The organism is Streptomyces sp. NBC_00203, from assembly GCF_045206325.1.
Taxonomy (GTDB): Bacteria; Actinomycetota; Actinomycetes; order Streptomycetales; family Streptomycetaceae; genus Streptomyces; species Streptomyces lutosisoli.
Genome location: NZ_CP108126.1, coordinates 7941282 through 7966125 on the forward strand (window position 1 = coordinate 7941282; position 24844 = coordinate 7966125).

Annotated in this window: 26 protein-coding genes; 10 read left to right on the top strand and 16 right to left on the bottom strand. The window is 69.5% G+C overall.

The genetic code is table 11. The features are described 5' to 3' along the window. Window positions 1–59: 59 nt before the first annotated feature. A complete protein-coding gene (locus OG975_RS35420) occupies window positions 60–815 on the bottom strand; it encodes a helix-turn-helix domain-containing protein (RefSeq protein WP_406333394.1) in 756 nt (251 codons plus the stop codon). Between the two features lie 241 nt (window positions 816–1056). Here OG975_RS35420 and OG975_RS35425 point away from each other — a divergent pair, with 241 nt between their 5' ends. From OG975_RS35425 to OG975_RS35435, 3 genes are read left to right on the top strand one after another with little or no spacing between them, the layout of a single operon-like run. After that, window positions 1057–1728 (top strand): DUF4097 family beta strand repeat-containing protein, encoded by a 672-nt coding sequence (locus tag OG975_RS35425; protein ID WP_406333396.1) that lies wholly within the window; start codon window positions 1057–1059, stop codon window positions 1726–1728. A gap of 19 nt (window positions 1729–1747) precedes the next feature. Further along, window positions 1748–1933, top strand: a complete 186-nt coding sequence (locus OG975_RS35430; RefSeq protein WP_406333397.1) for a hypothetical protein — start codon at window positions 1748–1750, stop codon at window positions 1931–1933. Then, window positions 1930–2394 carry a hypothetical protein gene (locus OG975_RS35435; protein ID WP_406333398.1) on the top strand — a complete coding sequence of 155 codons (465 nt, stop codon included), beginning with the start codon at window positions 1930–1932 and terminating at the stop codon, window positions 2392–2394. Before OG975_RS35430 ends, OG975_RS35435 begins: the two co-directional genes overlap by 4 nt. A gap of 43 nt (window positions 2395–2437) precedes the next feature. Here OG975_RS35435 and OG975_RS35440 read toward each other — a convergent pair whose 3' ends face one another. The 7 genes from OG975_RS35440 to OG975_RS35470 form a co-directional block, all read right to left on the bottom strand. Next, the gene (locus tag OG975_RS35440) at window positions 2438–2797 is read right to left on the bottom strand and encodes a hypothetical protein (protein ID WP_406333400.1); all 360 of its coding nucleotides are present in this window, start codon (window positions 2795–2797) and stop codon (window positions 2438–2440) included. A 180-nt stretch (window positions 2798–2977) separates the two neighbouring features. Then, window positions 2978–3673 (bottom strand): response regulator, encoded by a 696-nt coding sequence (locus OG975_RS35445; protein ID WP_406333401.1) that lies wholly within the window; start codon window positions 3671–3673, stop codon window positions 2978–2980. A gap of 97 nt (window positions 3674–3770) precedes the next feature. Next, a complete protein-coding gene (locus tag OG975_RS35450) occupies window positions 3771–4949 on the bottom strand; it encodes a sensor histidine kinase (RefSeq protein WP_406333402.1) in 1179 nt (392 codons plus the stop codon). 216 nt (window positions 4950–5165) lie between these two features. Then, complete coding sequence (locus tag OG975_RS35455; RefSeq protein ID WP_406333403.1) at window positions 5166–7376, bottom strand: MMPL family transporter; 2211 nt, start codon at window positions 7374–7376, stop codon at window positions 5166–5168. Window positions 7377–7631: 255 nt separating this feature from the next. Continuing rightward, window positions 7632–8681, bottom strand: a complete 1050-nt coding sequence (locus OG975_RS35460; RefSeq protein WP_406333405.1) for a zinc-binding dehydrogenase — start codon at window positions 8679–8681, stop codon at window positions 7632–7634. 61 nt (window positions 8682–8742) lie between these two features. After that, window positions 8743–9513 (bottom strand): SDR family NAD(P)-dependent oxidoreductase, encoded by a 771-nt coding sequence (locus OG975_RS35465; RefSeq protein ID WP_327432330.1) that lies wholly within the window; start codon window positions 9511–9513, stop codon window positions 8743–8745. 43 nt (window positions 9514–9556) lie between these two features. Beyond that, complete coding sequence (locus OG975_RS35470) at window positions 9557–10519, bottom strand: SGNH/GDSL hydrolase family protein (protein WP_406333406.1); 963 nt, start codon at window positions 10517–10519, stop codon at window positions 9557–9559. Window positions 10520–10955: 436 nt separating this feature from the next. On the opposite strand from OG975_RS35470, the gene OG975_RS35475 reads away from it, so the two are divergent. Further along, window positions 10956–11465: a MarR family winged helix-turn-helix transcriptional regulator gene (locus OG975_RS35475; protein WP_369263000.1), complete on the top strand. Its 510-nt coding sequence runs from the start codon at window positions 10956–10958 to the stop codon at window positions 11463–11465. A 169-nt stretch (window positions 11466–11634) separates the two neighbouring features. Here the strand turns inward: OG975_RS35475 and OG975_RS35480 are convergent, their stop codons facing one another. Together OG975_RS35480 and OG975_RS35485 are read right to left on the bottom strand one after the other, a co-directional pair. Beyond that, a complete protein-coding gene (locus tag OG975_RS35480) occupies window positions 11635–12684 on the bottom strand; it encodes a dihydrodipicolinate reductase (RefSeq protein ID WP_406333408.1) in 1050 nt (349 codons plus the stop codon). Window positions 12685–12849: 165 nt separating this feature from the next. Continuing rightward, on the bottom strand, window positions 12850–13530 hold the full coding sequence (locus OG975_RS35485; RefSeq protein ID WP_406333409.1) for a TetR/AcrR family transcriptional regulator: 681 nt from the start codon (window positions 13528–13530) through the stop codon (window positions 12850–12852). Between the two features lie 112 nt (window positions 13531–13642). Here OG975_RS35485 and OG975_RS35490 point away from each other — a divergent pair, with 112 nt between their 5' ends. From OG975_RS35490 to OG975_RS35515, 6 genes are read left to right on the top strand one after another with little or no spacing between them, the layout of a single operon-like run. After that, the gene (locus tag OG975_RS35490; RefSeq protein ID WP_327432335.1) at window positions 13643–14920 is read left to right on the top strand and encodes an acyl-CoA dehydrogenase family protein; all 1278 of its coding nucleotides are present in this window, start codon (window positions 13643–13645) and stop codon (window positions 14918–14920) included. Next, window positions 14917–15930, top strand: coding sequence for a phosphotransferase family protein (locus OG975_RS35495; protein ID WP_406333411.1), 1014 nt, complete (start codon window positions 14917–14919; stop codon window positions 15928–15930). Before OG975_RS35490 ends, OG975_RS35495 begins: the two co-directional genes overlap by 4 nt. Continuing rightward, window positions 15927–16868, top strand: coding sequence for an NADPH:quinone oxidoreductase family protein (locus OG975_RS35500; RefSeq protein WP_406333412.1), 942 nt, complete (start codon window positions 15927–15929; stop codon window positions 16866–16868). The genes OG975_RS35495 and OG975_RS35500 overlap by 4 nt, the downstream gene beginning before the upstream one ends. Beyond that, window positions 16858–17730 (top strand): acyl-CoA dehydrogenase family protein, encoded by an 873-nt coding sequence (locus tag OG975_RS35505; protein WP_406333414.1) that lies wholly within the window; start codon window positions 16858–16860, stop codon window positions 17728–17730. Before OG975_RS35500 ends, OG975_RS35505 begins: the two co-directional genes overlap by 11 nt. Beyond that, on the top strand, window positions 17727–18875 hold the full coding sequence (locus OG975_RS35510; protein WP_406333415.1) for an acyl-CoA dehydrogenase family protein: 1149 nt from the start codon (window positions 17727–17729) through the stop codon (window positions 18873–18875). Before OG975_RS35505 ends, OG975_RS35510 begins: the two co-directional genes overlap by 4 nt. 48 nt (window positions 18876–18923) lie before the next feature. Then, window positions 18924–19718, top strand: coding sequence for an enoyl-CoA hydratase (locus OG975_RS35515; protein WP_406333417.1), 795 nt, complete (start codon window positions 18924–18926; stop codon window positions 19716–19718). A gap of 88 nt (window positions 19719–19806) precedes the next feature. Here OG975_RS35515 and OG975_RS35520 read toward each other — a convergent pair whose 3' ends face one another. From OG975_RS35520 to OG975_RS35545, 6 genes are read right to left on the bottom strand one after another with little or no spacing between them, the layout of a single operon-like run. Next, on the bottom strand, window positions 19807–21042 hold the full coding sequence (locus OG975_RS35520) for an amidohydrolase family protein (protein ID WP_406333418.1): 1236 nt from the start codon (window positions 21040–21042) through the stop codon (window positions 19807–19809). A gap of 5 nt (window positions 21043–21047) precedes the next feature. Then, window positions 21048–21368, bottom strand: coding sequence for a hypothetical protein (locus tag OG975_RS35525; protein WP_327432342.1), 321 nt, complete (start codon window positions 21366–21368; stop codon window positions 21048–21050). Beyond that, window positions 21355–22620 (bottom strand): aromatic ring-hydroxylating dioxygenase subunit alpha, encoded by a 1266-nt coding sequence (locus tag OG975_RS35530; RefSeq protein WP_406336620.1) that lies wholly within the window; start codon window positions 22618–22620, stop codon window positions 21355–21357. The genes OG975_RS35525 and OG975_RS35530 overlap by 14 nt, the downstream gene beginning before the upstream one ends. A 34-nt stretch (window positions 22621–22654) precedes the next feature. Further along, entirely contained in the window at window positions 22655–23182 is a 528-nt protein-coding gene (locus OG975_RS35535; RefSeq protein WP_406333419.1) for a carboxymuconolactone decarboxylase family protein, read from the bottom strand. Beyond that, entirely contained in the window at window positions 23179–23883 is a 705-nt protein-coding gene (locus OG975_RS35540; protein ID WP_406333420.1) for an SDR family NAD(P)-dependent oxidoreductase, read from the bottom strand. The genes OG975_RS35535 and OG975_RS35540 overlap by 4 nt, the downstream gene beginning before the upstream one ends. After that, window positions 23880–24686 carry a TauD/TfdA dioxygenase family protein gene (locus OG975_RS35545; RefSeq protein WP_406333421.1) on the bottom strand — a complete coding sequence of 269 codons (807 nt, stop codon included), beginning with the start codon at window positions 24684–24686 and terminating at the stop codon, window positions 23880–23882. The genes OG975_RS35540 and OG975_RS35545 overlap by 4 nt, the downstream gene beginning before the upstream one ends. Window positions 24687–24844 lie beyond the last annotated feature (158 nt).

Below are 24844 nucleotides of genomic sequence, written 5' to 3' on the forward strand. Positions count from 1 at the left end.
CGGTGTGCGCGGCGCCGGGCGCGTTCGGCGCGGCTCCGGTGCCAGGTTCTGGAAGGTCTTCAGCGATCTGAACTTGCCTCGGCAGTGTCGTCCGACGCCGTTTCGGGCTTCGTGTGGAGGACTTCGCGGGCCTGCTCCGCGGCGCGGGTGATGCTCTCGGTGACGAAGTCGAGAAAGCGGGCGATGTTCTCGAGGCGGACGGCGGCCGGGGTGCCGGGGCCGAGAACGCCGACGCCCTGCCGTGCGGTCTCGACGAGCTGGGCGGTGGAGCGGGCGCTGGCCATCATCGACTGGTACCAGACGTCCTCGTCGGCGAAGTAGCGCTCGCGGCGCTGTTCGTCGCGTTCCCGGCGGACCAGGCCCTGGCTCTCGAGGAACGCGATCGCTTTGGAGATGGACGCCGGGCTGACCTGGAGGCGCTGGACGAGTTCGGACGCGGTGAGGCTGCCGGCGTCGGTCGTGTAGAGGCAGGCCAGGACCCGGGACATCATCTTGGGCGCGCCTGATTGCATGAGGACGGTGGTGAACGTCTCCTCGTACTCGCGCACGGCCTCGGCATCGCGTCCGTGGGGCTGCGGGGGCGCCTCTCCCGGCCCTCGGGGCGTGGTCTGTCTGCGCCGGTGGGCGCGATGTTCGGTGGCGCGATGGGCCAGGTCGGCCCGGTAGGCGGTGGGGCCGCCGTTGCGCATCACCTCGCGCGTGATCGTCGAGGTCGGACGGTCGAGGCGCCTGGCGATCTCCGCGTAGGCGAGGCCGTCGGCCAGTCCCAGCGCGATCTGCTGACGTTCCTGCTGGGTGAGCCTGCCTCCCGGCATCGCGGTCTCCTTCGTGGTCCGTGGTGTCTTCAGCATAGCGTTCGCTCCCAATTCATTGCAACGAATGGAGTTGGGTTGTTGCATTAGACTCAAGACCATTGCAACGATTTTATGGCTGTTACCTGCAATGATGGCAATCGCGTGCAACGATTATGTTGCCAACTCTATGAACGCAACGTAGCTTTTCCATCATCAGAAACAGCGGGCCGAAGAGTGCACGCTGCAGAAGAAGGAGAGCACGATGCAGAAGTTCGACACCCCCTCCCCGGTCTCCGCCGTCCTCGACATCCCCGCAGGACGCATCCGGTTCATCGCCGCCGACCGGGCCGACACCACGGTCGAGGTTCTGCCCGCGGACGCCTCGAAGGGCCGCGACGTGAAGGCGGCGGAGCAGATCGAGGTCGCATACGGCGACGGCGTCCTGCGGATCGAGGCCCCGGCGGCGAAGAACCGGATCCTCGGCGCTTCCGGATCCATCGAGGTGACCGTCCAGCTGCCCGCCGGCTCCCGCATCGAGGCGAAGGCGGCCAGCGCCGAGTTCCGTGGCGTCGGACGGCTCGGCGACGTCGCCTTCGAGAGCGCGCAGGGCACGGTCAAGCTCGACGAGGCGGCAAGCGCCCGCCTCACCCTCCAGGCCGGCGACGTCTCGGTCGGCCGCCTGGGCGGCCCCGCGGAGATCAGCACCCAGAAGGGCGACCTCCACATCACCGAGGCCGTGCGCGGCACGGTCACGCTGCGCACCGAACACGGCGAGATCTCGGTCGGCGCCGCCCGCGGAGTCTCCGCCGCCCTGGACGCCGGCACCGGCTACGGCCGGATCCACAACGCGCTCAAGAACACCGACGGCGGCGCCGCCGGCCTGAACATCCACGCGACCACCGCCTACGGCGACATCACCGCCCGCAGCCTGTGAGCAAGGAGAAACACCCCTCATGACCAACCTGGCCATCGCGGCGAACGGGCTGCGCAAGTCCTACGGCGAGAGGACTGTGCAGGCCGTCACCCGATCGGCCGAGCCCGCGTGGCGGAGTGCCAGGCCGGGGCGGAGGCTCGAACTCGCCTCGGCGTTCACCGCACCGGGCGGGAACCCGCCGACACCACGCAGGGGTCGAACATGAGCCAGGATGCCTCGCAGCCGTCGGACACTCCGCAGGACACCGGTGCCGGCACCGGCACCGGAGCGCCGCCGTCGCGCAAGAGTGCCTGGGCGGCCGGCGGAGTCACCTTCGCGGGCGTCCTGATGGGGATGAACGGCATCCTCCATATCCTCCAGGGCATCGCCGCCATCGCCAAGGACGACGTGTACGCCCGCGTGGGCGACTACACGTACCGGATCAACCTCACTGGCTGGGGCTGGATCCTGGTGATGCTGGGCGCCGTCACCGCCGTCACCGGCTGGGGCATCCTCACGAGAGAGGCGTGGGCACGGCTCACCGGCATCCTGATCGCCGCGCTGAGCATCATCTTCCAGTTCATGTTCCTGCCGTACGCGCCCCTCTGGGGCCTCATCGTGATCGCCGTCGACCTCTTCGTGATCTGGGCGCTCTCCGTGTACAAGCCGGACACCGTGCACGCGTGAACTCCCCTTGACCCCGCCCCGGTGCCGATGCCCGTAAGGCCAGTCAGTCCTCCGAGTCGGTCCGCCGCGCCGGATGCGACCGGTGGGGCAGATGCAAGTGATGGCTGTGGTGCGGGTGTTCCGCGTCCTCGGCCGCCTTGGCCCGTTCGGCGAGGTCGGGTGCCATCACCCGCACCCTCCGGCTCCCGCACACGCGACAGACCGCGTCGGCCAGCGGTGACCGCATGGCCTTGCCGTCCTCGTCGACGTACTCCTGAGGGTTGAGCGCGGCCGGGTCGGGGAGGAACACGACCTCGAAGGTCTGCTCCCAGGACTCGCCGCAGTTTCCGCACATGAACGCGAAGGTCTCCGTGACGGCATCGCCCGGATCGGACATCCCTGACATATCTGGCGTCTCGGGCATGCTGCGGCTCCCACTGAACTCGCACGGCTCATCGGACGGGCCTCGGTCGGGCCTCGGACAGGCATTGGTATCGGGCATCGGACGGGAGTGCCAGGCCAGCACCCCGCGCCCACGGCCGCCACCGGCCGGCGCCGTCCGGGTGATCGACGGGCCGTCGCCGAAGTCGCCTCGCGTGACTGATCAGTGCGGCGGCTGCGGTGTCTCGGGTGGTGTGGGGCGTACCAGGCCCGACTGGTAGGCGATGACGACGAGTTGGGCGCGGTCGCGGGCGTTGAGCTTCGTCATGGCGCGATGGATGTGGGTGCGTACGGTCAAGGGGCTGACCACGAGTTGCTCGGCGATCTCGGTGTTGGACTGGCCCTCCGCCGCCAGGGCCATCACCTCGCGTTCGCGGGCGGTGAGGGTGTCGAGGGAATCGGGGAGCGCCAGCGGGGTGCCCGGTGCCGGAGTGGTGAGGAAGCGGGTGATGAGGGCGCGGGTGGCGGCGGGGGAGAGCAGGGCGTCGCCGGAGGCCACGGTGCGGATGCCGTCGAGCAGCGCGTCGGCGACGACGTCCTTGCCGAGGAAGCCGCTCGCGCCGGCGCGCACGGCCTGGGCGACGTACTCGTCGATCTCGAACGTGGTGAGGATGAGGACGCGGGTGGCCGACAGGTCCGGGTCGGCGCAGATGGCCGTGGTCGCGGTGAGACCGTCGGTGCCGGGCATGCGGATGTCCATGAGGACGACGTCGGGGTGGTGGACTTGGGCGAGTTCGACCGCTTCCTTGCCGTCGGTGGCCTCGGCGACCACGTGCAGGTCGTCGCACGAGTCGATCAGGATCCGGAAGGTGGCCCGCAGGAGGGCCTGGTCGTCGGCGAGCAGGACGCGGATGGTCATCTGGTGCGGTCTTCTTCCCTGGGATGGGGCGGGGCTTGAGGGACTGGGGGACCGGTGGAGTCAGCAATCGCGGGTTCCACGTCAGGGATCTTCGGTGCTACGTGCGGATCGGCAGCTCCGTGGTGACAGTGAAGCCACCCTCCGGGCGGTGTCCCGCCTGAAGGCGGCCGCCGACCGACTGGGCGCGCTCCCGCATGCCCATCAGGCCGAAGCCGCCGCTCGGAGAAGGGGCGGCCGGGGCCGCGGCGTCCCCGTCGTCGCTGACCGTGATGGTCACATGGTCGTGGGTGTACGCCAGCCGGACGCGCGCCGTCTTCGCGGCCGCGTGCTTGGCGACGTTGGTGAGGGCCTCCTGCACGATCCGGTACGCCGTCAGGTCCACCCCCGGTGAGAGCGGCTGCTCCTCCCCTTCGACGGTGACGGTGACCGTGAGCCCGGCGGCCGCGAACGCGCTGGTCAGGTCGGAGAGCCGGCCGAGGCCGGGGGCCGGTTCCAGGGGAGCGTCGGGCTCGTTCGCCTGCCGCAACAGGCCGACGGTGGCCTTGAGTTCACGTAGCGCCGAGGACGTGGTGCCGGCCAGGTCGTCGAGGATCCGCTGGACCTGGTCGGGGTGGGTGCGCGCGAGATGCGCGGCGGTGCCCGCGAGGGCGTTGGCCAGGGCCATGTGGTGGGCGACGACGTCGTGCAGTTCGCGCGCGATGCGCATGCGCTCCTCCGCGACCCGGTGCCGTGCTTCCTCCTCGCGGGTGCGCTCGGCGTACTCGGCGCGGGCGTGTGCGGCCTCCAGGTAGGCGCGGCGCAGCCGGGTCGCCGTGCCCCAGGCGACCGGCGCCAGCACCCAGAACGCGGGGCCGAGCGTCTTGAGGGGCCACGGGTAGGCGTAGCGGTCGTCGACCAGGGCCGTGGTCACCAGCAGGGAGACGACGCCGACGAGGGCGATCCGGCCCGTCCTGCGGCTGGTGCGCATCGCCAGCCAGTACAGCGCGCTCATGACCGGTGCGAGGAGCAGGGGAGTGAGGAGATAGCCCAGGGCCCCGGCGGTGTTGGCGGCGACCGCGGTCACCGCGACGACCGTGCGGGGGTGCGTCTTGCGCCACCACAGGGCCGCGGAGCCGGCGGCCCCCAGGAGCGCGCCGGGCCACAACGGGATCTCCTCGCCCGCGGGCTCCAGGCTGATCACACAGCCGAAGAGCGTGAGGGCGAACGCCACCAGGACGATCATCACGTCGACCACACGGGGATGGTCCGCCCTGTACCGCTGCCAGCTGGTGATCATCGGTTCTCCGGTCGGGGTGAGCTGCGTCCATGGTGGGCGCGGTGGTGCGGGAAGGGCCAATGGGGACCGTGTCGTGGAACGGCCGATGTCGTGGGACGGCCGATGTCGCGGAACGGCCGATGAGGGCCGCCCGTGGTGACACGGGCGGCCCTCGGGGGTGCTGCGAAGGTCCCGCACAGCACCCCTGGGCGCAGGGACTGTCTGACGCGGGGGTCGTCAGACGCGGGCCGACTCCAGGTCGGCCGGGTCCGGCTGCGCGGGGGTGGTGGAGGACTGGTGGCTGAGCGCCTCGCCCTCCACGTCGACCTTGGGCAGGATCCTGTCCAGCCAGCGCGGCATCCACCACGCGGCCTTGCCGAGCAGGGCGAGGACCGCGGGCACGAGCGCCATGCGGACCACGAACGCGTCGAAGAGGACGGCGATGGCGAGACCGAAGCCGATCATCTTGATCATGGACTCGCCGGCTCCGATGAAGCCCGAGAACACGGCCATCATGATCAGCGCGGCGGCCACCACGACCCGGGCGCTGTAGCGGAACCCGGTGACGATCGCCTGCCCGGGCCGGTCCCCGTGGACGTACGCCTCCCGCATCCGGGCGACGAGGAACACCTCGTAGTCCATCGCGAGGCCGAAGACGATGCCCACCAGGAAGATCGGCATCATGCTCATGATCGGACCGGTCGACTCGACGCCGAGCAGGTCGGCGCCCCAGCCCCACTGGAAGACCGCGACGACCGAGCCGAGGGCCGCGAGCACCGACAGGAGGAAGCCGACGGCCGCCTTGATCGGCACCAGAATGGAGCGGAAGACGATCATCAGCAGCAGGATCGCCAGGCTCACCACCACGATGAGGTACGGGATCAGCGCGTCCTGCATCTTCTGCGCGACGTCGATGTTCAGCGCTGTGGTGCCGGTGACCTCGAACTCCGCACCGGTCGAGGCCTCGGTGGCCGGACGGTCGTCGCGGATGGTCTGGACGAGATCCTTCGTCTTCTCGCTGGTGGGCGCCTCGGCCGAGACCGCGGAGAAGACCGCGGTGTCGCCGTCCTGGTTGAACCGCGCGGCCGAGACGGAGACGATTCCCTCGGTGTCGCCGATCTTCTTCTCTATCGTCGCCACCGCGGCCTTCGCGTCATCGGCGCCCTTGGCGTCCACGACGATGGTCAGCGGACCGTTGAAGCCGGGCCCGAAACCCTTGGCGAGGTCGTCGTAGGCACGCCGCTCGGTGGTGGAGGTGGACTTCGCCTCGTCTCCGGACATGCCCAGCTGGAGGTCCATCACCGGTACGGCGAGCGCGCCGAGGCCGACGACCGAGGCGATGAGCACGGGCACCGGGCGGCGCAGCACGAACCGGGCCCAGCGGGTGCCGCCGTTGTGCTCGCCGGCCTCCTTGATCTCGCCGCTCTTGCGGGCACGGCGGGCCAGTACGGCGTTCGGCCAGAAGCCGAGGAGGGCCGGGACCAGCGTCAGCGCGATGACGACACCGACGGCGACCGCACCGGCGGCGGCCAGGCCCATCTTGGTCAGCATCGGCACGCCGACGACCGAGAGTCCGGCCAGCGCGATGACCACGGTGAGGCCGGCGAAGACGACCGCCGATCCGGCGGTGCCCGCGGCGAGTCCGGCCGCCTCCTGCGGCGCGTGGCCCTTGGCACGCTCCTCGCGGTAGCGGGAGACGATGAACACGGCGTAGTCGATACCGCAGGCGAGACCGAGCATGCTGGCGAGCGTGCCGGTGGTCGAGGACAGGCCGAGCGCGCTGGCCAGGGCCATGATCGAGGCCATGGACACGCCGACGCCGATGATCGCGGTCAGTAGCGGCAGCCCAGCGGCGGCCAGCGAACCGAAGGTGATCAGCAGCACGAGGGCGGCGATGGCGATACCGATCGCCTCGGCCGACCCGCCCGCGGCGGGCTGGGTCGCCAGCGCGGTGCCTCCCACCTCGACCGTGAGGTCCGAACCCTGGGCCTGCTTGATGGCGTCCTTCAGGGAGTTCTTGCTGGCGTCGGTGAGGTCGTCGGCCTTCACCTTGTAGGTGACGGTCGCGTACGCGGTGGAGGCGTCCTTGCTGACCGCCTTCGCCTGGAAGGGGCTGACCGCACTGGCGACCTGCGAACCGTCGGCGGCCTCGGACACGAACTTCTCGATGGCAGCCTTGTTCTCGGAGGCGGTGACCTTCTGCCCGTCGGGAGCGACGAAGACGACCCGGGCGCTCGCTCCGTCGGCCTTCGCCCCCGGGAAGCGCTGTTCCATCAGGTCGAACGCCTTCTGCGACTCGATGCCGGGCATCGAGTTGCTCGCGTCGGGGGCGGCAGGCGCCGTGGCCGCGCCGAAACCGACCGCACCGAGCACCGCCACCCATATGAGGGCGACGAACCAGCGCCGCCGGAAGGCCAGGCGGCCCAGTCGATACAGGAAAGTTGCCACGAGCAGGGATCTCCACATCTGATCTCGGATACGTCCCCAGGCTCCCGGGGACGGGGGTGTCCTGTCGTCGTGCGCCTGCCGACAATCCGGACTACTGAGAACGCAGTACACGAGGCCCGGCGCATGGTCCCCGAGCAGGACACGACCGCCTACGGGAGCGGACAAAGGCGTGGCCGCGCCGCTCGGACGTGCGGCACGGCCACAGGGGTGGTGCGGGTGTTCTACGGCGTGGTGACTACGCCTCGTCGGTGCTGACTACGCCTCGTCGCCGAAGGTGACGACCACCTTCTCCGCCGCCCCCGGCGTCAGCGTGAGTTCGAAGGCACGCTCGGCCTCGGCGAACGGGATGCGGTGGCTGATCAGCTTGGCGAAGCGCTCGTGGTGCTCGGCGATCTCCTGGGTGACCTCGAAGATCTCCGTGGGGTAGCCCTGGGAGGCGATGAGGGTCAGCTCGCTGCGGAGCATGCCGGCGAGGTCGATCGCGTCGGACTTCTTCTGTACGGCGACCATGACCATCTTGGCGCCCCACTGGGCGGCGGCGATGGTGGCGTTGAAGACGGCGGGCGCGCCGGCGGCGTCGATGTAGATGTCGGTTCCGGCACGGGGCTGGCCGAGGGCGTTGGCGGCCTGGCCGTGCAGCTCGGTCAGCCGGGCGGTGATGTCCTCGGTGGCGGAGTTGATGACGGCGTCCGCGCCGACGGCCAGCGCCGTCTCCAGCCGCTCGGGGATCACGTCGGCGACGACCACGTGCTCGACCCCGCGCAGCTTCAGCCAGATGGTGGCGCCCAGGCCGATGGGCCCGGCCCCGAACACCACGACCTTGTCCGACGGCTTGGCCTCGGAGCGGTTGACGGCGTGCCGGGCGACGGCCATCGGCTCGTTGAGCGCGGCGACGTCGAAGGGAACGGTGTCGGGGAAGACCGCGACGCTCTTGCCGGCGACGGCGTTCTCGATGAGGAGGTACTCGCTCATCCCGCCGAACTTGCCGCCGCACCCGATGATTCCGCTCGGCGCGTCCTGCGGGTTGACCACCACGCGGTCGCCGACCTTCAGGTCCGTGACCTCGGCTCCCACCTCGACGATCTCACCGGCCGGCTCGTGGCCCAGCGGCACTGGGACCAGCTCGCCGCCCGCCGCTCCCCGGGACGGCATGCCGCCCATGTGCAGGAAGGTCACATCGGTGCCGCAGATGCCGCAGGCGCGGATCCGCATCAGTACGTCCTTCGGGCCGGGCACCGGCCGCTCGACGTGGACGACGTCGATCTTGCCGACGGGGCCGGTCTGGACGGACTTCATCGTGGCCATGGAATGCTCGCTCTCTTGCAGACGTACAGGTGTAGTGGAGGGTGGGGTTCTTGACGGCCAGTCAGACGGCTGACCAGCCGAAGTCGACCGGCAGGACGACGCCGTTGATGTTGCTGGCGGCGTCCGAGGCGAGGAAGACGATGGCGGCTGCCTGCTCCTCGGGTTCGGACACCCTGCCGGAGAGGCCGATGTAGGGACCGATGAGGCTCGGGCCGTGGGCCTTCGGCTGGGAATCGACCTGGATTCTGGTCGCGGTGGGGCCGGGGGCGATGGCGTTGGTACGGATGCCCTGGTTCCGGTACATCACGGCGAGGGACTTGGTCAGCCCCACGATGCCGTGCTTGGAGGCGGTGTACGCGGCGCCGGCCGTGCTGCCCCGCAGGCCGGCCTCGGAGGCGGTGAACACGATCGAGCCGCTGCCCGCCGCCAGCATGTGCGGCAGCGCGGCACGGGTGAGCTGGAACGGCGCGGTCAGGTTGACCCGTATGACGCGCTCCCACTCGGCGTCGCCGGTGTCGGCGAGCGCCGACATGTGGTCCATGACGCCGGCGTTGTTCACCAGCACGTCCAGGCCGCCGAAGGTGTCCACGGCCGTGGCGACGACCTCCTCGACCACCTGCGGGTCACTGAGGTCGCCGACGACCGCGCGGGCGACGCCTCCCGCGTACTCGATCGTCTTGACGACCTGTTCGGCGGCGTCCTCGTTCAGATCGGCGACCAGGACCTTCGCGCCTTCCTCGGCGAACTCCAGGGCGGTGGCCCGGCCGATGCCCGAGCCCGCTCCGGTGACGACGACGCCGCGTCCTTCCAGCCCCGTACCTGTGCTTCTCATGTCGTACCTCTTCCTCTTCGTCTCGCTGGGTCGTCTTTCGTCGCTACGAGCCCTTGACCGTGCGCAGGACGGCGTCGGCCATACCGCGCTCACCGCGCTCGTTGGGGTGGACGGGGGCGGCCGGGGCTGCCGGGATGAGGGGCTCTGTCCAGCGGGTCTCCCTCGCCGAGCAGACGTCGCGGCCCGCGGAGGGGGTGTACGTGTCGACGTATCCGGCCCCGGCGTCCGCCGCGCGCTGCCGCAGTGTGCTGTTGAGCTGCTGTTCCTTGTCGTTGAGGAAGGTCGCGTCGTCGGGTGCGAGCGTCATGTCGTCGTCGCAGTCCTTGCCCTTGTCCGGCAGGATCGACGGATATCCCACGACGTAGACCCGGGCCTTCGGGGCCCGCTGCTTGACCTCGTTCAGCGTGTCGGCCAGGCGTTCTCCCGCCGCCCGGATCTTCTGCCGCACCTCGTCGGTGCCGCCGGAGACGTACTTCCCCTTGCAGGGCGCGTCGTTCCCGGTGTACTTGCCGCTGCCGGTCGCGACGTAGAGGGCGCCCTGCTTGACGCAGTTCTTGACCAGCGAGCTGAAGCCGATGTCGTTGCCGCCGATGCCGATGGTCACCAGCCGGGTCGAGTCCGAAAGGGCGGAAAGCTGGGCCGGGTTGACGCCGCTGTCGGTGTGCTGCGGAGCGGACAGATCGGCGAGGGTGGCGCCACTGCAGCTCATGTCGCGGAAGTCGGCCGCGTCGATCTCCAGCTTCTCGGCGACCAGCGAGGGGTAGTTGTGGTCGGAGCGCTCGCAGCCCGCAGGCTTCCCGGTCTGGGAAGGGATTTTCGGTCCCGCGGTGTACGAGTCGCCGAGCGCGACGTACGGGCCCTTCGGTGGCGCGGCGGCTGCCGCGCCCTTGGGCTGGGTGGAGGTGGTCTTGTCGCCGTCGTTGTTGTTCCCGACGCTGACCGCGAGCAGGAGCACGCCGCACGTGACGCCCACGCCGGCCAGTCCTGCTCGTGTGTAACTTCCCATCGGAGTGTCCTGTCTTCCGTCTCAGGTGGTCCCATGCGGGGTGTTCGCGTGGTGCGAAGCGGCGTGCGGGGAGCTCCGCCTCGCGGTGGACACCAGGCCGGTGATCGGCGCCCGGAGGGCCGATGAGCAGTGACACGGGCACTGAGCCGACGTCCGCCCCGGTGCAGAGGGGAGAGGCATGGTCGGCCGGTGTCCTCGGACCCGGCGACGGGCAGGGGGTGTCCGATCGCCGGGTCCGGGACTGCGCCGCTCCCCGTCCCCACGGGTTCGGCGCGACGGGGCCACGTCCGCTCTGTGTGGCCCCGGTCTGGGGACCCACGGCCAGGACGGCCGTGGGTGGCTTGCTTGACTCAGGCAAACATGTCGGAGTTACTTGAGTCAAGCAAACTAATGGGTAATTTACTTGAGTCAGGCAATTAGCTGCTAGGATGGGCCCATGCCCACCACACCGCCGACAGACGCCCCGGCCTCGGCCGACATCACGGAGATCGAGGGCGCGCTCAATCGCATCTCCTATCTGACCAGCCGGGTCAGGCAGCACGACCGCCTGATGGCTCTGGCCGGAGTGTCGCTGGAGCGCGCGGCCGTGGCGCTGCTGCGGCAGATCGCCGATTCCGAGCCGATGCGCCTGGGTGAACTGGCGAATCTGCTGGCCGTGGAGGCGTCCCACGTCACCCGCCAGGTGCAGCAACTGCAGAAGGCCGGTTACGTGACCCGGGTCCCGGACCCGGACGACCGTCGCGCGCAGCGCATCGAGATCACCCCGAGGGGCCGGGAGGCGATCGACCGCGTCCGCGAGGCGAGCGTCCGGGGTATGCAGGTCGCCCTGAAGGACTGGGACTCGGACGAGCTGCGGCAGCTGGCCCGCCTGTTCCACCGGATGGTCGACGACTTCTACTCCGCCGAGGACGTGGACATCACGTCCGAGAAGGTGTCGCGAACCTGAGTGCAGCGCCTGTCCGGAAGCCCGCGGACTGCGGGGAGCCCGCGGATTGTGGGAAACCGGGGTGCTGCTGCGGGGCAGGTGCCTCGGGTGGTCGGGGGCGGGTGGCCGGTGGCGAGGGTCCGAGCGTGACTGTGTCGGGCCGGGCGTGGCTATGAGCGTTCGGGCGTGGCTATGAGGGGCCGAGCGCGGCGACGATCTGGGGCAGGTCGGCCGTCGTACGGATTCCAGGGGGTGCCGCGCAGACGAAGGGCACCGCGTTGACAGCGCGGTTCGCCGTGTACGAGGGCGATGTGGCCGCCATCCGGTCCAGGGGTACCGGGAAGCGGATGTCGACGTCGAGCGGAGCGTCGCCGTCCACCGTGACGTGCCAGCCGGTGGGGCGGAGATCCCATGCGGGGCCGAGATCGGTGGTGCAGTACCAGTGGGCGCGGAAGCGCAGCACCGGGCGGCCGTCGCGCAGGCCCGCGACCGTGATCCGCTGTGCGGCCACGGTGCCGGTCGGCAGGACGCCGGCGGCGATGTGAACGGGGCGGGGCGCGGTCGCGACCTCGCCGGTCGCCTCCACCGAGTCGAGGCGCAGCGACAGGGTGTCGGCGACGAGACGCAGTGACGGGCCGAAGCTGTCGCGCACCACGGACAACCGGCGTTCGTCGAACTCGGCAGGGGGCTTTCCGAAGCCCATCACCTCGAAGAGCAGCCCGGGCGAGTCGCGTCGGGAGAGATCGGCGAACTCGTCGATCGTCAGACCGTCGAGCCGCCGCTGGATCGACGTCAGTACCAGCGGCAGAGCCTCCGTGATGAATCCGGGGCTGCTTCCGGTGCTGTGGATCGAGGTCCCACCGCGGTCGCACGCGGCCTCGACCCGCCCACGCACCGCAGGGTCGAGGCTGTCCGCGCGGTGGAACTCACCCCGGGTGGTCACGACGTTCGCGCCCGAGGCCAGCAGTCGGCACACCTCGTCGAAGTCGCAGGCGCGCGGCGTGTAGAGGACGCAGTCGGCGCCGAGAGCCGTGATCTCGTCGATGTCCCGGGTCGCGATGATCCCCGTCGCGTTGCCCAGCCCGCACAGCTCTCCGGCGTCGCTTCCCGCCTTGGCCGGCGTATGCACATACAGACCGGCCAAGGTCAGCCGCGGGTGCTCGACGACCGCGCGCAGGGTGCGGGCGCCGATGTTTCCGCTGGCCCATTGGACGACCCGGTAGGAAGGTCTTGGTGTCACCCTCGGATCCTGCCCCGTGAGCGAGAACCTTACTCTCGCTCACAGAGAAGCAGAATTTCACGTCAGCGTACGGAAGTTGACCGGTCGTGCGGAAGCTGGACCGGTCCGGTCGTACGGAAGCTGGACCGGTCGTCCGGAAGTCCGGCTGGCCGTCCGGAAGTTGGACTAGCCGGCGGCCGACCTGCCCGCCGTGGCCGGGACGCCCGAGATGCCGCCGAGGCAGAACTGCCAGATCTCCTCGGCGGTGACCGGATGGGAGTGGCTGTCGGCCGGGACGCCGTGGGCCTGGGCGGCGAACATGATGGTCTGCATGACCAGCGAGGCCTGGCGGCGGGGCCTTCCGGCGGGGATGACGCCGGCCTCGGCGGCCTGCTCGATCAGCTCAGTGAAGAGCGTGAGCAGCGGAACGTGCGCCGTGGCCACCTGGGCCGGGTGCTTGACCAGCAGTTGGAGGGCGAAGTCGCTGAACAGCGGGCGCTGCACACCGGGGCTCGGGTGCGACTGCCGGTACAGCATGTCCACGGCGAGCCGAAGGGACTCCAGTGGATCGCTCATCCCGGACGCGGCCTCGCGGATCTCGGCCGCCGATGTGGAGAGCGCGTCCTCGAACAGGGCCAGCAGCAGCTCGTGTTTGCCGTCGAAGTGCTGGTAGAAGCTGCGCAACGACTGCTTCGAACGGTCGACGACCTCCTGGACGGTGAAGTCCGTCGTTCCCTTCTCGGCGATCAACTCCTGCGCCGAGTCCAGGAAGCGCTGCACGCGTTGCTCCGCGCGGAGCTTGGCGGCACGGGTGGACCGTTCGACGGCGCGCTGGCGCCACGCTGGCTCTTCGGGGACTGCTGTCACTTGCAGAACGATACTCCACTTCAACGGTAATAAGGCGGGTCGCCCTACCGAATCCCGCACCGCAAGTTACGAGACCCTTACTTGCGCTGAGTGAGAATGTTATTCTCGCGCAATGGGATGGGACTTTCGCACAGAGCCGGAGTTCGAGGAGAAGCTGGAGTGGATCAGACACTTCCGCGCCGAACGCATCGAACCGCTCGACCTGCTCTACCCCGGCCGGGCCTTCCAGCCGCTAGACGACGAGCTAGGCCCCGTCGTCCGCAAGCTCAAACAGCAGGTGCGCGACCAGGGTCTGTGGGCCCCGCATCTCGGCCCCGAACTGGGCGGGCGCGGCTTCGGACAGCTCAAGCTCGCGCTCATCAACGAGATCCTCGGCGCGTCGAGTTGGGCCCCCGTCATCTTCGGCACGGCCGCCCCGGACACCGGCAACGCCGAGATCATCGCCCGCTACGGCACGGACGAGCAGAAGGAGCGCTATCTCCAGCCGCTGCTCGAAGGCGAGTGCTTCTCCTGCTTCTCCATGACCGAGCCGCAGGCCGGCGCCGACCCGACGCTGTTCACGACGCGCGCGGTACGCGAGGGCGACGACTGGGTCATCACGGGCCGCAAGTTCTTCTCCTCCAACGCGCGCACCTCCCGCTTCGTCATCGTGATGGCGGTGACGAACCCGGACGTCAGCCCGTACAAGGGCATGTCGATGTTCCTGGTGCCGAGCGACACCCCCGGGGTCCGCATGGAGCGGAACCTCGGACTGATGGGCGAGGGCCCGGACGACGGCATGCACGCGCTGATCGAGTACGACGGGGCCCGCGTGCCCGCCGACGCGCTGCTCGGCGGTGAGGGCCAGGCGTTCGCCATCGCCCAGACGCGGCTGGGCGGCGGACGTGTCCACCACGCCATGCGTGTGGTCGGACAGGCCCAGCGGGCGCTCGACATGATGGCCGAGCGCGCCCTCTCCCGCGAGACGCAGGGCGGCAGGCTCGCCGACAAACAGCTCGTCCAGGCCGATCTCGCCGACTCCTATGCGGAGTTGACGCAGTTCCGGCTCTTCGTCCTCTACACCGCCTGGCAGATCGACCAGTACCAGGACTACAAGCGGGTCCGGAAGGACATCGCCGCCATCAAGTTCCTGACGCCGAAGGTGCTGCACGACGTCGCCTACCGCTCCATGCACCTGCACGGCGCCCTGGGCGTGTCGAACGAGATGCCCTTCGGCGACATGTGGACCGGCGCGGCCGTCATGTCGGTCGTCGACGGACCGTCGGAGGTCCACAAGGTCACGGTGGCCCGGGACCTCCTGCGCGGCTACGAGCCCGCGCCCGGGCTCTGGCCCACCCAGCATCTGCCCTCTCGCAAGGAGTGGGCCCGCAAGCAGCTGGAGGACCTGTGAACATCGAGCCGCTCGCCCGCTGGCTGGACGGCCAGGGCATCGCCCCGGGCGAACCCGTCGTGGCGTCCCTCATCTCCGGGGGCACCTCCAACGACATCTACTCGATCCGGCGCGGCGACCGCCGGCTGGTGCTGCGCAAGCCGCCCCAGAAGGTTCCGCCGGGGCGCAACGAGACCATGTTGCGCGAGTACCGCGTGCTCAGGGCGCTGAACGGCACGGACGTACCGCACCCGGAGGCCGTCGCCGTCTGCGACGACACCGACGTGATCGGCTCCTGCTTCTACCTGATGGGCCATGTCGACGGCTGGTCGCCGATGAACACCGACGGCTGGCCCGAGCCGTATCTGAGCGACCCGTCGCTGCGGCCCTCGCTCGCCTACGCGCTGGTGGAGGGCATCGCCCGGCTCGGCAACGTCGACTGGCGGGCCCAGGGCCTGGAGGGCTTCGGCCGGCCGGACGGCTTCCACGACCGCCAAGTGGACCGCTGGCAGGCGCACTTGGCGAAGTTCCGGTTCCGCGAGATACCGGGCCTGGACGAGGCCGCCGCCTGGCTGCGCGAGCACCGGCCCAGTCACTGGGAGCCCGGGATCATCCACGGCGACTACCAGTTCGCGAATGTGATGTTCCGTCACGAGGTGCCGGCCGAGCTGGCGGCCCTGGTCGACTTCGAGATGTCCACCGTCGGCGACCCGCTGCTCGACCTCGGCTGGGTGCTCATGGGCTGGCCGGACGCCGACGAGGACCGGACACAGAAGGGGTACGTCGACTACACCGGCATGCCCGACCGGGCCGACCTCCTGGAGCACTACTCCAAGGTCAGCGGCAAGGACGTCGGCGAGATCGACTACTACATCATCCTGGCCCGCTACAAGATGGCGATCGTGCTGGAGGGCGGCTACGCCCGCCATGTGAAGGGCGAGGGCGGCAACCCGAAGATGGCCTACTACGGGGACGCGGTCCTGTCGATGGCGGCCCAGGCGGCCGAACTGGCCGCGGCGACCCGGCTATGAGGGCCGCCCGCTGCCACACCCTCGGCGGCCCGGTGACCGTCGAGGACATCCCCGACCCGCGGGGCGAAGTGACCGTCGACGTACGCTTCGCGGCCGTGAACTTCGCCGACGTACTGGTGATCCGGGGGACGTACCAGGTCAGGGCGGAGCCGCCCTTCACGCCGGGCAGTGAGTTCGTGGGTACGGTCGCGCGGTCGGGCCACGGGTTCCGCGCGGGCGAACGGGTCATGGGCTCCGTGTTCGTCGGCGCCTTCGCCGAGCGCGTGGCCGCCCCGGCGGGCAGCCTGCACCGCATCCCCGAGGCGATCCCGTCGGACGTCGCCGCGGCCTTCGGCGTCTCGCACGCCACCGCGTTCAACGCGCTGCGTCTGGTCGCCGGCATGCGGCCCGGTGAGCGGGTGGCGGTGCTCGGCGCGGCGGGCGGAGTCGGCCTCGCCGCCGTCGAACTCGCCGCGCTGCTGGGAGCCGAGGTGATCGCCGTCGCCTCCACCGAGGAGAAGCGGGCGGTCGCCACCAAACAGGGCGCCCACCATGTGCTGCCGTACGACGAACTCAAGTGCGGGATACGGGACTTGGGTGGGGCCGACGTGGTGATCGACCCGGTCGGCGGGCCGCACTCCGAGCAGGCGCTGCGGGCCATGCGCTGGGGCGGCAGGTTTGTGAGCGTGGGATTCGCGAGCGGTGAGATCCCGCGTCTCCCGCTCAACCTGGCGATGCTCAAAGGGGTCACGATCCACGGCTTCGACTTCGGCGGCTGGGCACGCCACGACCGGGAGAAGCTCGTGACCGCCCGCGCCGAACTGCACCAGCTGTTCGCCGACGGGGCGATCCATCCCCGTATCCATGCCGTGTACGCGCTCGACGACGTGGCGACCGCCCTGGATCTCGGCCGCGGCGCCCTCGGCAAGGTACTTGTGGAGGTCACCCGTGGAGTTTGAGTTCGACGAGGACCAGCGGCTGCTCCAGAGAATGGTCCGCGAGACGGTGGCCAAGTCCCGGTCGCTGCCCGAGAAGCAACTCTGGGCCACCTACCTGGAGTTGGGCTGGCTGGAGGCCGGCCCCGTGGAGCTGGCGATCGTTCTGGAGGAACTGGGGTACGCCGCCGATCCGACCCCCTTCCTCGCCACCGCCACCTGGTTCGCGCCGCTGGCCGGACGGCTGCCGCGCGGCTCGGGCACGGGCGTGTTCGACGGAGCGGGGCGGTTCGTGCTCGACGCGGACCGGGCGGACGAGATCGCGCTTCTCACCTCTGAGGGCGTCGTCGTGCGGGACGGGAAGGACGTTCCCGCAGAGCGGCTCTCCGTCTTCGACCCGACCCTGCATGTCGCCCACGTGGACGCGCCGGGCCTGGTCCCCGGCGTACCGGATCTGGTCGCCGGTGTACCGGACCTGGCCCTCATGGGACTGGCTGTCTCCACGGTCGGCAGCTGCCGTCGCATCCTGGACCTGGTGGTCGCGCATGTGAAGCAGCGGCACCAGTTCGGCGTGCCCATCGGCTCCTTCCAGGCGGTCAAGCACAAGGCCGCCGACATGTACGTCGCCATCGAACGGGCCAAGGTGCTCGCCTACTTCTCCGCGCTGACCATCGCCGAGGACGACCCGCGCCGCGGCAAGGCCGCCGCCATGGCCAAGGCCGCCGCCGGGGACTGCCAACGGGTGTGCTTCCAGCACGGATTCCAGCTGTTCGGCGCCATGGGCTACACGTGGGAGAACGAACTGCAGATCCATCTCAAACGGGCCAAGTCCGGTGATCTGCTCCTCGGCACGGCGTCCGAGCACAGGAAGGCGCTGCTGGTATGAGACTCGCCCCCGACCCCGAGATCGAGACGTTCCGCGCCGAGTTCAACGCCTTCCTCGACGCCAACCTGCCAGGAACCGAAGAGGCCACGGACCGCCCGAAGTCGAGTTCTCATGTGCCGGAATGGGCCCGGCGCTGGCAGCGAAAGCTCTTCGACGCGGGCTGGCTGCTGCCCGCCCAGCCGCCCGAGTACGGCGGGCGGAACGCGACCCTGCCCCAAGTGGTCGCCCACCTGGAGGAGTTGTCCCGGCGGCGGATCTACCACAGCTTCAACCCGCAGGGCCTCAACATCATCGCCGCCTCACTGCTGAGCTTCGGCACCGAGGAGCAGAAGACGAGGTGGGCTCTGCCCATCCTGCGGGCGGAGATCACCGCCTCGCTCGGCATGAGCGAGCCCGGAGCGGGGTCCGACCTGGCCGGGCTGCGCACCCGCGCGGTCCTCGACGGCGACGAGTTCGTCGTCAACGGGCAGAAGGTGTGGACCTCGGGCGCACACGACGCGGACGTGCTGCTGACGTTCGTCCGTACCGATCCCGAAGCCCCCAAACACAAGGGGATCAGCGTCCTGTTGATCCCCACCGACTCCGAGGGGCTGGTCAGGCGGCCCTTCGGGTCGATCGCCGCGCCCGACGACCTCGACTTCAACGAGGTGTTCTTCACCGACGTCCGGGTGCCGAAGGAGAACCTGGTCGGCCCCCTCAACGAGGGCTGGCGGGTCGCGAACGGTTCGCTCGGGCACGAACGGACCCTGCTGTGGCTGCACTACGCCGAGCGCATGGACGGCCTGATCGAGGACGCGGCCTGCGACGAGGAGTGGTACGCGACGCTGCTCATGGACGTCCAGGCCCTGCGGCTCCTCGGCTACCGGCTGCTCGCCCCCGACCGGAACCCGGTGGAGATCTCGGTGCTCAAGCTGTTCGGTTCCGAGGCCTGCCAGGCCGCCGACCTGCACGCGCTGGAGGCGCACGGGCCCGAGGCCCTGCTGCATCCCGCGCGGACAGGCCCGTACACCCATATGAACCTGGAGGTGTTCACGGCCAGCTGGTTCGAGCGGTACGCGCGCAGCTTCGGCGGCACCATCGCCGGCGGCACCTCCGAGATCCAGCGCAACATCATCGCCGAGCGCATCCTCGGCCTGCCGAGATGACCGAGCCTTCAGCCTTCAGCCTTCAGCCTTCAGACAAGGACGACGCGGATGGACGACCAGATCCTGTACGAGGTCAGCGACCGGGTGGCGGTCATCACGCTGAACCGGCCCGAGGTCGCCAACGCCCAGACCATGGCGCTGCTCGACGACCTGGACGCGGCCTGGACCCGGGCCGCGGCCGACGATGACGTACGGGTCATCGTGCTGCGGGGCAACGGGCGGCACTTCTCCGCCGGACACGACCTGAAGGACCGCTGGCCGGCCCCGAAGGAGATCACCCTGGAGTGGATCTACAGCGCCGAGGCGCGCCGGTATCTGGAGTACACGCTGCGCTGGCGCAATGTGCCCAAGCCCTCGATCGCCGCGGTGCAGGGCAAGTGCATCGCGGGCGGGCTGATGCTGTGCTGGCCCTGCGATCTGATCGTGGCCGCGGAGAACGCGGAGTTCTCCGATCCCGTGGTGCACATGGGCATCGGGGGAGTGGAGTACCACGGGCACACCTGGGAGCTGGGCGCGCGCAAGGCGAAGGAGATTCTCTTCACGGGGAGGGCCGTCACCGCCGAGGAGGCGGAGAAGGTGGGGATGGTCAACCGGGTCGTACCGCTGGACCAACTCGACGAGGCTGTCCAGGAGTTGGCCGCACAGATCGCCCAGATGCATCCCTTCGCCCTCCGGCAGGCCAAGCGGGCCGTCAACCAGACCCTGGACGTACAGGGCTTCTACGCGGCCGTGCAGTCGGTGTTCGACATCCATGAGACCGGGCACGGGAACGCGTTGAGCGTGGGCGGATATCCGATTCTCACGCGGCTGGAGGAGATGAAGGACCACATCAGGTCGCAGTGAGCGCGGTCGCTTGAGCTTGCGCGGGGGTTGTTTGAAGGGCGGGGCGCAGTCAGCGCCCCGCCCTTCAAACAACCCCGCTCGACCCCGCTCACGGCGACTCGTGCCGGAAGACCTTGCCCCCCTTCATCACGAACCTGACGTCCGCCATCACCGACATGTCCTCAAGCGGGTTGCCCGGTACGGCGATCAGATCCGCGAGCAGCCCCTCGGCGATCCGGCCCCGGTCGTCCGCCTCGATCAGCTCGGCCGCGTTGACGGTCGCCGCCCGGAGCACCTCCAGTGGCTCCATGCCCCGCTCGACCAGCGCGGCCAGCTCCTGCGCGCCCCGGCCGTGCGGGATCGCCGGCGCGTCCGTGCCGACCGCCAGCCTGACGCCCGCCTTGACCGCCCGGGCGACCACGGACCGGGCGTGCGGGAAGATCTCGGCGGCCTTGGCCCGCAGTTCGGGCGCGGCATGGGACATGTCCATCCCGTCGATCAGCGCGGTGGTCGGCACCAGGAAGGTGCCGCGCGAGGCCATCAGCTCGATGGTCTCGTCGTCGAGCAGGAAGCCGTGCTCGATGCAGTCGATCCCGGCCTCCACGGCTGCCCGGACCGCGTCGGCGCCATGGGTGTGGGCCGCCACCTTCAGGCCGCGCCGGTGGGCCTCGTCCACGATGGCCCGCAACTCCTCGTCGGAGTAGTGCTGCGCGCCCGGCAGGCCGGTGTGCGACATCACGCCGCCGGACGCGCAGACCTTGATCAGCCGTGCCCCGTGCTTGATCTGGTACCGGACGGCCTTGCGCACCTCGTCGACCCCGTTGGCGACGCCCTCCTCGATGGACAGAGGCATGATCCCGGGCGCGTACGCGCCGAAAACCGTGGGGTCGAGATGGCCGCCGGTCGGGGTGATGGCGTGTCCCGCGGGGACGATACGGGGGCCGTCGATCCACCCGGCGTCGATGGCCTTGGCCAGCGCGACGTCCAGCAGATACCCGCCGGTCTTGACGAACAGACCGAGGTTCCTGACCGTGGTGAACCCCGAGCGCAGCGTACGGCGGGCGTTGGCCACCCCGCGGAGCATCCGCAGCGGCGGATCGTCCTGGACGAGGGAGAGGCCCGCGATCTCTCCCCGGCCGCCCATCAGAAGGTTGACCTCCATGTCCATCAGGCCGGGGAGCAGGGTGACGTCCCCCAGGTCCAGTACGTCACCCTCGGCGCCGTGGCTGCCGCGCCTGGCGGCGCCGCCGTACGTGATGCGGTCGCCGTCGACGCCGATCAGCCCCGGCTCCTCGATCTCCCCCGTCTCGACATGAAGCACACGCGCGGCTCTGAGCGTGAGCATGCCGCTCAGACCCGGGGTTCGACGACGAGGTCGAGATAGGCGGCGCCGCTGTCCGGCACCCTGGGCTGCTTCCACACCTCGACCGGGAACGACACATTCACGAGGGAGAACATCAGGAGCAGCAGATTGCGCTCCGCTTCGGGCAGTTCGTGGAGCACGAATTCGTCGAGGTGCGCTGCGGCCTTCTCCAGCAGCGGGAAAGCCGCGTCGTAGAAGGCCTGCATCTCCTCCATCGAGCTGGCCAGGCGCTTGGCGTACCGCTCCCGCTCGTTCTCCAGGATCCAGTCGGCGTACGGCTCCAGTGCCGCGAAGTCAGTCGGCAGCATCGGCATGCTCCTTGACGTAGTCCCCGACCACCTTGTGCAGATGGCGCAGGAGGATCTCCTGGTCGTTGAGCGGGAAGTCCATGACGGCGCGGCTCTGGAGCATGGTCTGGGTGGCCTCCAGGGTGTTGCCGTCCTGGAGCGCGTACTCCTTGAACGTCACCGCCGCGAGCTCCTGGGCCAGCCGCTCGCGCGCCGTCCTGGCGGGCGCGAAGTACAGGTTCGCCTCGAAGACGTGCTTGTCCACCGCGGTCGGCCAGTAGTGGTACGTCAGATACCAGCCCGGCGCCCAGACCAGCAGCGTCATGTTGGGGAAGAACTCGAAGGAATCACTGCCCCACGCCCGGTGCCGGGCCGGGTTGAGGCCGGCCGGCAGTGTGTCGAGGCCCGCGATGTCGGGGCGGTCCCAGGGGCCGAACAGGCCGCTGCGCAGCACCCGTTCGACCGGCTTGACCATGTTCAGGTCCTTCGGGGGTGACATGCCGCCCCAGGAGGAGATCATCGAGTGCGGGCTGTGCAGTTCGTAGTGCAGCGCCTCGAAGCCGACGGTGAAGAGCTTGTCGGCCTCGCCCTTCACGGCCTGCTTCAGATGCAGGACGGGCGCGTGGTAGAACTCCGCGAACGCGTCGATGAACAGCTTCCAGTTGCTGCCCACCTCGGCCTTGTAGGTGAAGACCTCGGTCATCTCGTGGAAGGGGTAGCCCTCCAGGCCCTTGGCCATCTCGCCGAGGTACTCGGCCAGCGGCTGCGCGTCGGGGTCGAGATTGACGAAGACGAAGCCTTCCCAGATCTCGCAGCGCACGGACTTCAGGCCGTACTCGCCCTTGTCGAGGCCGAAGAACTCCTCCTCCTGCTGGATGAACGTGAGGTCGCCCGCCAGGTCGTACCGCCAGGCGTGGTACTTGCAGGTGAACTGGCGGCAGGTGCCCTTGACCTCCTCTGCCGGGTAGTCGTTCCAGACCAGCTTGTTGCCGCGGTGCCGGCAGACGTTGTGGAAGGCGCGGATCTGCTGGTCCTTGCCCCGCACGAGGATCAGCGAGGTGTCCGCGACCGCGAGCTCCTTGGTGAAGTAGCTGCCGGTCTTCGGCAGGAGCTCGACGCGCCCGACGTTCAGCCAGGTCCGCTTGAAGATGGCCTCCCGCTCGGCCTCGTAGTACGCGGGATCGATGGAGTCCTCGTAGTTCACGGGGCCGGTGCCCAGCTCGGGGTACTGCTCGGTCCAGCTCCCCGCTGCCGGTTTGGCGAAGTGTGGCATGGTCACTCCCTTCTCCTGAGTGAGAATAGCATTCTCACTCAGGGAAATTGAAGTTCTCTTCCGGCAGTCCGGGATCGAGCTCCACCTCGAAGGTGTTGAAGGCAGCGGCCAGCAGGCCGTACGAGCCGACCGTGAAGACCAGGTCCATGAGCCGGCGGCCGTCCAGCTCGACGGCGAGCTCCTGATAGATCGCGTCGGACAGACAGGACTCCGTTTCGAGTTCGTCCACCGCCCTGTTGAGCAGCGTGGGCGCTCCGGCGCGGACCTCGTCGATCTCCTCGTCGGTGACGCCGGCCCGCCGGGCGATCAGCAGGTGCTGCGCCCACTCGTAGCGGCAGCGCCGCCGCCAGGCCACCCGCAGGATGGCCAGTTCGCGGGTGCGCTTGGGCAGCGTCGAGGCGGTCAGCAGATATCGGTTGAAGGTCAGGAACGCCTTGGCCAGTTCGGGGTGCTGGGCGAACAGCCCGAGTGCGTTGGAGGGCGGCAGCGGGTGTCCCGGGGCGAAGGCGCCCAGCGCCTCGGTGTCCCACTCGGCGTGCGGGAGGGGCGAGAGACGCTTCACGTGTTCCGCCCGCCGTTCACGCCCAGGATCTGGCCGGTGATGTACCCGGCCTCCTCCGAGACCAGGAACGCGCAGGCCGCGGCGATGTCCTCCGGGCGGCCGACCCGGCGTACGGGGGTGCGCTGGATGTGGTCCTCGACCGTCCCCCCGATCAGCTCGCGCGACTCCGCCTTGCGCAGCATGGGGGTGTCGATGAAGCCGGGCGGAACCGCGTTGACGGTGATCCCGGCCGGACCGAGCTCCAGAGCCAACGCCTTCGTCAGACCGTTGACCGCCGACTTGGACGCCACGTAGTGCGCCATGAACTGCTGGCCCGACTGCGCGCTGGACGAGGAGATGTTGACGACGCGCCCCCAGCCGGCCTCCAGCATGTCGGGGAGGACGGCCTGCACACAGTGGAAGACGCCGTTGAGGTTGACGTCGATCACCCGCTGCCAGGCCGCGAACGTGAGGTCCTGGAAGCGCTTGAAGCCATCCATCCCGGCCGCGTTGACCAGGATCGTGACCGGGCCCAGCCGATCCCTGACGGCGGCCAGCGCCGCGTCCACCTGTGCGCGGTCGGTGACGTCGGCGGTCTGCGAGAACGCCGTTCCGGAAGGGTGGAGATCGAGCGTCGCGACGTGATAGCCGTCGGCCTTCAGACGCTCCGCGACGGCCAGTCCGATACCGGAACCACCACCGGTGACAAGGGCGGTCTTCATACGAGGGCCTCGTCTCCGACGACGGTGGTGCGGTGCAGCGTCCGCTCCGAGGAAGGGTCGTACGGCAGCGCCCGGTGCAGCATCCCCGTGTTGTCCCACATCACGAAGTCGCCGACCCGCCAGTCGTGCGCGTAGCGGAAGCGCTCCTGGGTGCACCAGGCCAGCAACTCGTCGAGCAGCGCCCGGCTTTCGGCCCGTTCCATGCCGACGATGTGGTCGGCCGTCGCACCGATGACGAGCGAGCACCGGCCGTCGCGGCGCCTCCAGACCAGCGGGGTCTCGTGCGTGGGGATGGTGCGCCAGGCCGCGAGCAGCTTCTCGTCCGGGTCCGGGTTCACCAGTCGCTGTGCCGCCTCCAGACTGTGCACCACCCGCAGGTCGTCGTACCGCTTGCGGTCCGCCGTCGGCAGGTTCTCGTACGCCGCGTACGTACTGGCGAACTCCGTCCCGCCGCCGGTCGCCGCCACGTGACGTGCCGTCAGTGTGGTCGTCTTCGTCGGTACGCCGTCGGTGGTGCCGTCGATGTGCCAGTGAAAGGTGCCCTTGAGGTACTCGGCCGTCGGGTTCCTGGCCGGGTCGAGCGAGATGGTGAAGATCTCCCTGCCGCGCAGGCTGACGACCTCGCCCAGCCTCCGGCTGAAGGCCAACTGGGCCTCGTCGTCGAGATGCAGACCACGGATCAGCAGGACGCCGCGCCACTTCAGCGCCTCCGCGCAGCGGCTGATCAGCTCGTCGTCGAGTCGGTCCCCGACGCCGGTGACCTCAACTCCAAGGCTCGGGCTCAGCGCCTTCGTCTCGATCATGAAAATCTCCCTTCCGGATGCGAGAAGCGTATTCTCGCTGCTGGTCCGCCCGGAAGTGCTGTGCAGACCGGACCTCCGGGCCGGAAGGCCGGATTTCGGTCGCGCGAGTGGCTGGAGTGGGTCAACTCGCAGCGTTGGAGACATTCTCATGTCCGGAT

Excerpts from the sequence above, each read along its gene's own strand:
- OG975_RS35420 (WP_406333394.1), bottom strand. The coding sequence starts at position 815 with ATGCCGGGAGGCAGGCTCACCCAGCAGGAACGTCAGCAGATCGCGCTG.
- OG975_RS35425 (WP_406333396.1), top strand. The coding sequence starts at position 1,057 with ATGCAGAAGTTCGACACCCCCTCCCCGGTCTCCGCCGTCCTCGACATC.
- OG975_RS35430 (WP_406333397.1), top strand. The coding sequence starts at position 1,748 with ATGACCAACCTGGCCATCGCGGCGAACGGGCTGCGCAAGTCCTACGGC.
- OG975_RS35435 (WP_406333398.1), top strand. The coding sequence starts at position 1,930 with ATGAGCCAGGATGCCTCGCAGCCGTCGGACACTCCGCAGGACACCGGT.
- OG975_RS35440 (WP_406333400.1), bottom strand. The coding sequence starts at position 2,797 with ATGCCCGAGACGCCAGATATGTCAGGGATGTCCGATCCGGGCGATGCC.
- OG975_RS35445 (WP_406333401.1), bottom strand. The coding sequence starts at position 3,673 with ATGACCATCCGCGTCCTGCTCGCCGACGACCAGGCCCTCCTGCGGGCC.
- OG975_RS35450 (WP_406333402.1), bottom strand. The coding sequence starts at position 4,949 with ATGATCACCAGCTGGCAGCGGTACAGGGCGGACCATCCCCGTGTGGTC.
- OG975_RS35460 (WP_406333405.1), bottom strand. The coding sequence starts at position 8,681 with ATGGCCACGATGAAGTCCGTCCAGACCGGCCCCGTCGGCAAGATCGAC.
- OG975_RS35465 (WP_327432330.1), bottom strand. The coding sequence starts at position 9,513 with ATGAGAAGCACAGGTACGGGGCTGGAAGGACGCGGCGTCGTCGTCACC.
- OG975_RS35470 (WP_406333406.1), bottom strand. The coding sequence starts at position 10,519 with ATGGGAAGTTACACACGAGCAGGACTGGCCGGCGTGGGCGTCACGTGC.
- OG975_RS35475 (WP_369263000.1), top strand. The coding sequence starts at position 10,956 with ATGCCCACCACACCGCCGACAGACGCCCCGGCCTCGGCCGACATCACG.
- OG975_RS35490 (WP_327432335.1), top strand. The coding sequence starts at position 13,643 with ATGGGATGGGACTTTCGCACAGAGCCGGAGTTCGAGGAGAAGCTGGAG.
- OG975_RS35500 (WP_406333412.1), top strand. The coding sequence starts at position 15,927 with ATGAGGGCCGCCCGCTGCCACACCCTCGGCGGCCCGGTGACCGTCGAG.
- OG975_RS35510 (WP_406333415.1), top strand. The coding sequence starts at position 17,727 with ATGAGACTCGCCCCCGACCCCGAGATCGAGACGTTCCGCGCCGAGTTC.
- OG975_RS35515 (WP_406333417.1), top strand. The coding sequence starts at position 18,924 with ATGGACGACCAGATCCTGTACGAGGTCAGCGACCGGGTGGCGGTCATC.
- OG975_RS35520 (WP_406333418.1), bottom strand. The coding sequence starts at position 21,042 with ATGCTCACGCTCAGAGCCGCGCGTGTGCTTCATGTCGAGACGGGGGAG.
- OG975_RS35525 (WP_327432342.1), bottom strand. The coding sequence starts at position 21,368 with ATGCTGCCGACTGACTTCGCGGCACTGGAGCCGTACGCCGACTGGATC.
- OG975_RS35530 (WP_406336620.1), bottom strand. The coding sequence starts at position 22,620 with ATGCCACACTTCGCCAAACCGGCAGCGGGGAGCTGGACCGAGCAGTAC.
- OG975_RS35540 (WP_406333420.1), bottom strand. The coding sequence starts at position 23,883 with ATGAAGACCGCCCTTGTCACCGGTGGTGGTTCCGGTATCGGACTGGCC.
- OG975_RS35545 (WP_406333421.1), bottom strand. The coding sequence starts at position 24,686 with ATGATCGAGACGAAGGCGCTGAGCCCGAGCCTTGGAGTTGAGGTCACC.